Annotated in this window: 9 protein-coding genes and 1 pseudogene; 6 read left to right on the top strand and 4 right to left on the bottom strand. The window is 60.2% G+C overall.

What is annotated here, in order from left to right; all coding sequences use genetic code 11:
* The first annotated feature begins 112 nt into the window (after positions 1 to 112).
* On the top strand, positions 113 to 622 hold the full coding sequence (locus tag RMO57_RS02680; protein WP_310383961.1) for a hypothetical protein: 510 nt from the start codon (positions 113 to 115) through the stop codon (positions 620 to 622).
* 7 nt (positions 623 to 629) lie between these two features.
* Positions 630 to 1190 carry a hypothetical protein gene (locus tag RMO57_RS02675; protein WP_310383959.1) on the top strand — a complete coding sequence of 187 codons (561 nt, stop codon included), beginning with the start codon at positions 630 to 632 and terminating at the stop codon, positions 1188 to 1190.
* A gap of 122 nt (positions 1191 to 1312) precedes the next feature.
* Here RMO57_RS02675 and RMO57_RS02670 read toward each other — a convergent pair whose 3' ends face one another.
* From RMO57_RS02670 to RMO57_RS02655, 4 genes are all read right to left on the bottom strand, one after another.
* Complete coding sequence (locus RMO57_RS02670; RefSeq protein WP_310383957.1) at positions 1313 to 2371, bottom strand: homocysteine S-methyltransferase family protein; 1059 nt, start codon at positions 2369 to 2371, stop codon at positions 1313 to 1315.
* 64 nt (positions 2372 to 2435) lie between these two features.
* Positions 2436 to 3155, bottom strand: a complete 720-nt coding sequence (locus RMO57_RS02665; RefSeq protein ID WP_310383955.1) for a ProQ/FinO family protein — start codon at positions 3153 to 3155, stop codon at positions 2436 to 2438.
* Between the two features lie 137 nt (positions 3156 to 3292).
* Positions 3293 to 3964, bottom strand: coding sequence for a DUF4197 domain-containing protein (locus RMO57_RS02660; protein ID WP_310383953.1), 672 nt, complete (start codon positions 3962 to 3964; stop codon positions 3293 to 3295).
* Positions 3965 to 3978: 14 nt separating this feature from the next.
* On the bottom strand, positions 3979 to 4938 hold the full coding sequence (locus RMO57_RS02655; RefSeq protein ID WP_310383951.1) for a fumarylacetoacetate hydrolase family protein: 960 nt from the start codon (positions 4936 to 4938) through the stop codon (positions 3979 to 3981).
* A 55-nt stretch (positions 4939 to 4993) separates the two neighbouring features.
* Between RMO57_RS02655 and RMO57_RS02650 the strand changes: the two genes are divergently transcribed.
* The 4 genes and pseudogenes from RMO57_RS02650 to RMO57_RS02635 form a co-directional block, all read left to right on the top strand.
* Positions 4994 to 5977, top strand: a complete 984-nt coding sequence (locus RMO57_RS02650; protein WP_310383949.1) for a DUF3108 domain-containing protein — start codon at positions 4994 to 4996, stop codon at positions 5975 to 5977.
* A 168-nt stretch (positions 5978 to 6145) separates the two neighbouring features.
* Positions 6146 to 6439: a DUF3567 domain-containing protein gene (locus tag RMO57_RS02645; RefSeq protein WP_310383947.1), complete on the top strand. Its 294-nt coding sequence runs from the start codon at positions 6146 to 6148 to the stop codon at positions 6437 to 6439.
* A 111-nt stretch (positions 6440 to 6550) separates the two neighbouring features.
* Positions 6551 to 7237, top strand: a pseudogene (locus RMO57_RS02640) (ATPase); the annotation flags it as partial.
* 66 nt (positions 7238 to 7303) lie between these two features.
* Positions 7304 to 8130, top strand: an 827-nt coding sequence (locus RMO57_RS02635) for a hypothetical protein (protein ID WP_310383945.1), incomplete at its 3' end; no start/stop codon positions are given.

Raw genomic sequence — 8130 nt, 5'->3', positions numbered from 1 at the left:
GAAGGACGAATGCCCGGGCCTGAGCCTCGGCTTTCTCAGCCCCCGACTTCCACGGGGGAGCGCGTGGTGAACGGTTATCCCTAAAAAATCAAACAAACGGGGATCAACGTAGATGGGCACAACAATGACATTGCCACAAGCCAGACTGGAGCTGGCGCTGTGGCAGGTAGAAGCCGAAATTGCGAGCAGCAGCGATCTATACATCCGCTTGACGGAGATGGGCCTTCCCTCGGAGGTCGCCATCCGACTGAAAGAGCTGCTGGAATTCGTCAAGACGATTGGCGAGAAGACTTTCAGCATCGGCAAAATCGTTGTTCTCAAGTTGATCGAGTTCATCGAAAAGCACCCCAATATGGCAACCGGCATCGCCTTAGGCGCGGCCGTGTCTTCGCTCATCGCTTCGATCCCTGTCTTGGGGTATCTCCTGGCCCCCATCGTTTTACCGCTTGGCATCGCAATCGGTGCCATTGGCGGCCACCGCATGGACAAGGCACAAGGCGGTAAGTTGACTGGCGAAGCGGGCTTCGCCAGCATTACCCAAGACGTGATCGAGATTGCCCGTACTTTCTTCCAGTTGCTCATCGATACGCTGATGGCAGTTTCCGCCGAGTTCAGCCGGTAGATTTGCGATGGGCAAGCACAAAGAAATTAGCAAGAAGCAACTGCTGAAGGTCATTGACGATCTGGAGGCCTCGCCCTCGGATCGCGTGCGGATTCTTGGCGATGTCGGCATCACTTCGGTGGGGATTGGCCTCGGCGCCGCCGCAGCCGGCACCGTGGCAACGATTGCAGGAGCCACTGCGTATCCCGTGATCACGGCCGCTTTCTCATGGCTGGGCCCGACCTTCGTGGCTGCCACGCCCGTGGGATGGATTGTCGGTGCAGCGCTGGCGGGTGGGGCACTGGCCTACGGAGCGTCTCGTCTGATCCGTAACGGTGGTCTGTCGGAAGGTCGTAAACGTGAATTGCTTCAGGTTTACCGGGAGCGCCTTCAAGAAATGCAGCGCCACGAGTTGGCTCAGGACGTCACCGCGCCGGATCGAAACAGATTCATCACTTCCCTGCGCGAAGTCGTCGAGAAAGGTGCCGTCTCGCCCCAGAAGGCATTCCAGCTGATTGAGGCGGTAGAACGTGGAGCCATGCCACTGTCGCAGGCTTACTCGTTGGTGGCTGGACTTCTCGACGATTGACGATTAGTCACGCCGCCTGATGGCTCTCGCGGATTGGGTTGAGAAATGTCCGCGCGGCAACATTTGCAAACCTTTGCTTGCCGATGAATTTTGGAGTTCGCAGGCTCACTCCAAGCTACCCGCTATCCCGCCACCAACTCGCTGAAGAACTTCTGCCCGCTGCTGCGCGGTTTGTAGGCCGACACATGGGCGGCAATCGCCGCGATATGGTCCGGCGTGGTACCGCAGCAGCCGCCGGCGATGTTCAAAAAGCCGCTGCGGGCGAACTCTTCCATCAGCCGGCCGGTCACATCCGGTGTCTCGTCAAAACCGGTGTCGCTCATCGGATTGGGCAGGCCGGCGTTCGGGTAGCAGCTGATCGCCGTCGCACCGGCCGCCTTGGACAGCTCCTCGATATAGGGCCGCATCAGCGTCGCGCCGAGCGCGCAGTTGAGGCCGATGGCCAGCGGCCGGGCGTGGCGCACCGAGTGCCAGAAAGCGGTCACGGTCTGGCCCGACAGGATGCGGCCGGACGCGTCGGTGACGGTGCCGGAGACGATCACCGGCAGGCGCTCACCGGTGTCTTCCATCAACTCATCCAGCGCAAAGATCGCCGCCTTGGCGTTCAAGGTGTCAAAAATCGTCTCAACCAGGAACAAATCGACCCCGCCCTCCAGCAGCCCCTTGGCCTGCTCGTAATAGGCGGCGCGCAAGGTGTCGAAATCGACATTGCGGGCGCCGGGGTCGTTGACGTCGGGGCTGATGCTGGCGGTGCGCGGCGTGGGGCCAAGCGCGCCGGCGGCGAAGCGGGGCTTGTCGGGCGTGCTGTACTTGTCGCAAGCGGCGCGGGCGATGCGGGCCGCCGCCACATTCATCTCGTAGGCAAAGTCTTCGAGACCGTAATCCTCTTGCGCCACCGAGGTGGTGCCGAAGGTGTTGGTCTCGATGATGTCGGCGCCGGCGGCCAGGTATTGCTCGTGGATTTCGCTGATCACATCGGGCCGGGTCAGCACGAGTAAATCGTTGTTGCCCTTGAGGTCCTTGGGGTGGTCGGCGAAGCGCTCGCCGCGGAAATCGGCCTCAGTCAATTTGTAGCGCTGAATCATCGTGCCCATGGCGCCATCAAGAATCGCGATGCGCTGTTGCAGGATGGCGGGCAGCGCCGCGCCGCGGGTGTAGTTGATGGTGGAGGCGGTAGTCATGCCGCTATTGTAGAAAGGAGCGCCGACCTGCGGCGGAACAGGCTCCGATCAAGGACTGAGGCTGCTACCGACCCTGTGGCCCCCCGCGACGGCCACCACGTCCAGCGTCACGCTCTTGCGTGCGCTCACGGCTGCGCGGTGCGTGCTGGGGCCGGCTGTCGCGCGCATCACGCACTTCCCGCGCCGGCGGCCGCGCGGCCGCTTCCTGGCGGGCAATCTCCAGCAAGCCAGGCAAGTCCTCGGGCGTCACACCCTTGAGCGCGCAGAAGTTAGGCAGGGTCAGGGTGGTGTTCTCGAAGTCATGCAAAAGACCGGCACGGTTGCGCGCCTGCGCTTGTTCCAAGTCGATACGTTCTTGCTGCAGGCCACGGCGGCGCGTCAGCTCTTCGACCGCCACGACACGGTGCTCGTCGATCAGGTCACCGGCCGGCTGGCCGTCCAGATCGAAGCGCGTGCGGGCCTTGGTGATGGCCATCAGATAGCTGGTGCTGCCGGTATGGCGGCGCAAGAAGGCCGACAGCTGCGCCTTGGTGAACACGCCGGGCGCGCGCTCTTGAATATCGGCCTGTACGCGCAGCTTCAAAGGCTTGACGCCACCGCCGCCGAACAGGGCCGGAAACAGCTCCTTGAGCTTGGCGGCGCAAGCGGCCGGGCTCATCTCGACGGCGTTGGTGACGGTGACGGCGGCCGGGCCGGCGGGCTGTTCGGCCTCGACCACGGGGGCTTCGACAGCAGGAGCTTCGACCACGGCGTCGTTCGCGACATCGGTCGCAACGTCGGTCACAACATCAGCGGCAGCTTCAGCAGGAGTATCCAAAGCCAAAGTTGGCGCGGGTGTAAGAGGTTCGTTCATGGGCGGGCGCTGAAAACTACAAAAGGAATCAAGCGCCTATTGTCCACTGGACGGCCGACTGAACCAAACTAGCCGCCAAACACCTTCTTCAGCAAGGCGCTGCCGCTGGCCAAGGGGTCTTTGCGAATCTTGCGTTCTTCTTCGGCAATCATCAAGAACAAACCGTCCAGCGCCCGCTTGGTCACGTATTGTTGAATATTGGCGTCTTCGCTCTTGACCAGGCCGAAGCCGACGCCCTTGCCGGCCACCGCGTTGTATTTGTCGGCCAGCGCAACTTTCTGCGTCGCCTGCGTGACGATGGGCAAGAACTGCGCCGTCAGCGGTTCGCGGGTCTTGGCGGCGAAGAACTGGGTGACCGAGTCGTCGCTGCCCTTGACGATTTGCAGCGCGTCCTCGACGCTCATGGACTTGACCGCATTCAGCAACAAGGGCCGCGCCGCCGGCACCGCGGCTTCGGCCGCGCGGTTCATGGCCAACAGCAAGTCATCCACCTGCTTGCCCTGACCGGTCATCTTCAAGAGCTTGGCGCCGTCCTTCAAATAACCGGGCAGCTCGATCTTGACGGCTGGGTTGCCCATGAAGCCATCGGTTTTGCCCAAACCGGCGATGGCGCTTTCCGCGCCCCGCTCCAGCGCCAGGCGTATGCCCGACGCCGCATCGGTTTCGGTGACCGCCGCCCAAGTCAGCGGTGAAGCGGCCAGCAGCGTGGCGCCCAAAATCATCAATTGCCTGCGTTGCATAGTGACTCCGGTTTTCAGTGTCCAGTCACGACGGCCTCAGACAACGACGTGACATCTTGATCGATGGCGCCAAACAGGCTGAGACCATCGCGCCCCTTCATTTCGATCCGAATGCTATCGCCGAATTGCATGTACTCGGTCTTGGCCTGGCCCGACTCCAAGGCCTCAAGCGCACGCTTCTCGGCGATGCAACAGAAACCTCGGCTGGCGTCCTTGTTGCTGACCGCGCCCGAAGCGATGATGCTGCCGGCGCGCAAGCGGCGCGTTTTGGCGACGTGGGCGATTAACTGCCCAAAGTGAAAGCCCATCTCCGGCCCGGCCTCGCACAGGCCGACCTTGCGGCCGTTCCACATCGCCTGCAGCGGCAGGTCAACCCGCCCAGCGCTCCAAGCGGCGCCCAGCTCGTCGGGGGTCAAGGCGACCGGGCTGAAGGCGCAGGCGGGCCGGCTGGCCAAAGCGGCCGGCGGCAAATTGCGCAGCCGCCAGTCATTCACCAGCATCAACAAGCGCACCCCGTCCAGCGCCTGCGCCGCCGAAGCACCGCAAGCCACATCGCCGGTGACCACGGCCAGGCCGGCCTCGAAATCCAGGCCCATCGCCTCGGCGGCGAAGCGTGCCGGCTCGCAGGGGCCGAGAAAATCATCACTGCCGCCTTGCTGCATCAAGGGTTCGCCCAGCGGGCTTTGGCCTAGCAGTTCCGCATGGTTCAGATACGCGCCACCGCCGACCCGCTGGAAAGCGCGCGGCAACGGCGCCATGCATTGCTTGGGCTCGAAGTTGAAAGCGTGGCGCAACTTGCCATGGTTCAGCTGGGTGTAGAGCTCATCCAACTGCGGCGACAAAAACCCCCAGTCATCCAGCACCTGCTGCATGCGCGTGGCGATGCCGTTGGCGTAGTGAGCTTGGCTGAGATCGCGGGACACGACGACCAGTTGGCCGTCGCGCGACCCGTCTTGATAGGTGGCAAGTTTCATCGAAGAGGCTAGTAAAAATCTGCAAGTGAGGCGCAAACACAGGCAGCATTGTCCAATGCACCGCGATCCCCTGTTCAAACCCCTAACGGTTTTTGCCGCCGGCAAGGGCCGGGCCTGGGCCTGGGCGGCCGTGTTAAGCCTTGCGGCGCATGGGCTGTTGCTGTCGACTCGGCAAACCGCGGAGCCGCGTGTCCCGTCGCGCGCGCCCGCCGTCAAGGTCAGCCTGCAGCATGAAGCTGCGCCGCCAACACCGGCGCCGGTGACAGCGCCACCGGCGCAGCCTAAGCCTAAGCAGCCGAGGCCCCTCGCTACCAAAGCGGAGCACGCGCCGACCGTGGAAGCCATTTCGCCCTTGGCCGGCGCTGCCAGACCCAAGCTGCCGCCGGCCATCGACTGGCGCTATTTGCTGCTGCAAAGCGGACGCCAAGGTGAGGCCAAGCTAACTTGGCGGCCGGACGGTGCGGTCTACAGCTTGCGCATGGAACGCGAACTGGACGGCCGCTTGCTGCCCGGTTCGCGCAGTGAAGGGCGGCTGAATTCGCAAGGGCTGAGCCCCGAGCGATTCACCCAGCAAGACACCGGTCGGGCCGGCCAAGCCCCGCGTGACGCGGCAGCCACCAACTTCCGCCAGGGTAAGCAGCAAGACCGGGTCAGCTTTTCGGCCAGCGCCGAGCAGGTGCCGATGGCGGACGGTGTGCAGGACCGCATCAGTTGGTGGTTGCAGCTGGCCGCCACCGTGGCGGCCGCACCGCACGCGTTTGTGCCGGGCCGGGAATTGCGCATACCGGTGGTCGGCTTGCGGGGCGAAGCCAGGGAATGGATCTTCGAGGTCTTGCCGGCGCAAGACCTCGAGCTGCCCATCGGCCGGGTCTTGCACGCCGTGCATTTGCGCCGTGCGGCGCTCGGCGCCTACAGCGGTGAAATCGAACTTTGGCTGGACCCCGCCCGCCATCACATGCCGGTACGCGTTTTGTACAGCCTGCCCGACGGGCGCGGGTGGGACTTGCAATTATTGGACGAGGGTTTGTCGCAACCCTGATTCAGGGGGTGAGTCGGTATCTTTTGACGCTTTGAACATGAATCTTGTTGGCCATTTCGCCGAATAGATCGGAGTTCTGACATTATTTGTGCACGGCCAGGTCCTGTTTCTGCCGATAAGACTTGAAACAGGCGCCGCTGGCCGCAGTTGACGCTGAAAGGAGCCACCATGCACATGCTTTACAACTCCCCCAGTTTCAGTGTCGTCAAGTTCGACATTCAAGTGGCCGAGCCCCTGCCGGGGGAATTTTTGCTTGCCAATCCGGAGCTGCAGCTGAACCGCGGCGGCTTCGAAATTGTTGACAAGTTCAGTCGCAAAGAAATTTTCATCGAGGGTGCGCTGGCCCAGCAGTTTCAGGACGGCGTTGAGGCCTTGATCGAACAAGATCCCAGCGAAGAAGACCTGGATGATTTCATCGAGGGCTACGCCAAGATGGGCCATCAACCGGTGGTGATGCACTGAAAATGCCCTGAAAAACAGCTCGCCGGCCTCTTGTCCTCGGCGCCGCGCTGAGACAAGATCGGGCAGCGCCGCGCAGTCTGTGGTGCACAGGACTGCAAGGAGCCGCCCATCATGGCCAAGCGTTTGGCTGACGCTCGTGTACTGCCCTCACCGGGCCTCAAGGAGGCGCCGGTGCTCGACCGGATGTGCACGCAGTTTGTGCTGACCTTGACCGTCAAACATGCGGGGCGCTTCAATTTGCGGCGCGATTTCAACGGACTGCTGTCCTTCACCGGCCGCCATCTGGTCTGGCCGCCCCGTGTGTTGAGCCGCCTGCGCGACTACCTGAACCAGCGCTGCCTGGCCAATGAGTTGTGGCGTGGCCATGAGAGCCTGAGCGACGAGGCGTTTCTGCAGCGCCACGGCGTCTGGACCGGCCCATTCTCGGAGTCCACGCTGTTCTTTTACCTGGACGAATATGTCAAGGACGCGCCCAAGGACATGATGGCCTTGCTGGCCACCACCAGCGAATGGCTGGACCGCCAACTGAAACGCGAATCGACCCTGGTCGAAAAAAATATCGAGGCGCTGGGCACGCTGTTGCAGCTGAACCCGGCCGAGCGCGCGCTGCTGCTTTACGGCACCTTGGCGCGCTATCAGCGCGAACTGCGCGGCGCCTTGGTCGAGTTCAAGGTCAACACCGCCCAGGAAGCTTTTGCGGCGATCGCGGCAGTGGCCGGCGTCAACGCCCAGGAAGTGGCCGAGGCGCTGCGTGCGGGCTCAAGGTTAGAGCGCATCGGCATGGTCGAGAACCTGCTGTAGTCGGTCTCATCCAATAGCAAAACAACTGCCCTCAATTATATTACCGGTACACAAAAAAATAATGTGGTTGATTACCAATACCCGGCTTATATAAGCAACGATAGTATCCTGTTATCTAAACGATCTTATAAAGAACCGTCTGCTTTTTATATTTTAATAAATGGTAAGGAAGAAAAGCTAAGGATAAAAGATCTTAATCTTGATGAATATTATGCTTACCGTAATGGAAAGATCGTCTATGCTGCATACCAGTCGGATCCCAGGTGGGGCAACAGGGATTATAGTGTAATAAAACTGCTTGACATTTATACCAAGGAGCAAAAACAGATCGGTTTTAGGTCAAAATACTTTTCGCCGGATATCAATGAAGCTGGAACAGAGATCATTGCGGTGAGTGTTAACCCCGATGGTAATAATAACCTGGTTCGTTTAGATGCAGCTTCCGGAAAGATCATCCGTTCTCTTCCCAATCCAAATAATTATTTTTTTACACAAACAAAATATATAAACCCCAATGCTGCTGTTTCTGCTGTTCGTAACCCCGAAGGGAAAATGGCGATGGTAAAAGTAGATCTTGCAAATGGCGAAACAGAAGCATTAACACCCTTTGGTTTTAATGTAATGGGTTATCCTTTTGTAAAGGGCGATACTGTATTTTTCAGCTGTATGAATAACCATGCAGATAAAGTTTTTGCCGTTTTACTCAGCAGTAAAGAAATATTCAGCGTAACAGATAATGTAAATGGTATTTATCATCCGGTAGTAAATGAAAGCGGGCAGATGCTGGTAAGTGCTTTTTCAGCCGAAGGTTACCGGCTTGCAAAAATAAATACAGCAAGTGCCGGTTGGGTGGGGGTTTCAGTCAGTGAGTTTAGTACCACCCCGGATCT

This window comes from Roseateles sp. (genome assembly GCF_031397715.1).
Taxonomy (GTDB): Bacteria; Pseudomonadota; Gammaproteobacteria; order Burkholderiales; family Burkholderiaceae_C; genus Paucibacter_A.
This window is presented reverse-complemented; position numbering and strand designations above follow the sequence as displayed.